The organism is Streptomyces sp. SID10853, from assembly GCF_010548145.1.
Taxonomy (GTDB): domain Bacteria; phylum Actinomycetota; class Actinomycetes; order Streptomycetales; family Streptomycetaceae; genus Streptomyces.
Map to the genome: position 1 here is coordinate 1 of NZ_JAAGLN010000505.1, position 844 is coordinate 844.

Annotated in this window: 1 pseudogene; it reads left to right on the forward strand. The window is 76.7% G+C overall.

The features are described from left to right. A pseudogene (locus G3I19_RS36665) lies at positions 1-840 on the forward strand (hypothetical protein); the annotation flags it as partial. Positions 841-844: the final 4 nt, after the last annotated feature.

Here is an 844-nt window from a genome sequence, read left to right on the forward strand (position 1 = left end):
GTGCTGCTGCGCCGGCTGGCGGACCGCGGGGCGCGGCTCCTCCTCGTACTGCACGGTCCGGCGCCCGTGCTCACCGGTGAGCTGCTGCCCGCCGGACGGGCGGCGCAGTGGCTGGCGCGGCTGACGGACCGCGCCGACCGGCTCTCCGGCACCGAACGCACCGTCAGGGACCTGTTCCGGAGACTGGAGCCCCGCGTCACCGGGCTGCCGGGCCCGCCCGCCCGGCACGGCGACCGGGCCCAGCTGTGGACCGCGCAGCTCGCGGCCGAACTGGAACGGACGCGGGCCCAGGAAGCCCCGCGGGAACCACCGCAGGAGGATCCTCCGCCCCCGGGGAGCGGGACCGCCGCGTTTCTGCAGATGCTGTCGTACGCCGAACAGTCCGTCCTGGGCGCCCTGTTACGGGCCGAGGACGTCGAACAGCGACTGCGCGCCGCCCTCGACCGGATGCTGGACCTGCGCGGACTGCTCGCCGCCGAGCAGGCCCGGCTCGCCGACCACCGGCGGGCCGAGGACACCGTGGCGGCCGGCCAGTACCGGCGGGCGCAGCAGCTGCTGACCGAGGGGCCGAGCAGCCTCGACGATGTGGAGCGGGCGGTCACGGCGTTCGTCGCGACCGTGCACGCGCGACTGGACGACGACCACGGCCCCGACACCGGGAAAGCCGTTGGGGAAGCCGCCGGGAAAGCCATCGGGCAAGCCGCCGGGCAAGCCATCGGGCAAGCCGCCGGGCAAGCCGCCGGGCAAGCCGCCGGGCAAGCCGCCGGGAAAGCCCCCCGGGAGGCAGCGGGCGGCGATGCCGCGGCGGCCGCTGCCACCGGAGAGGAGCGGACCCCGTGAACCC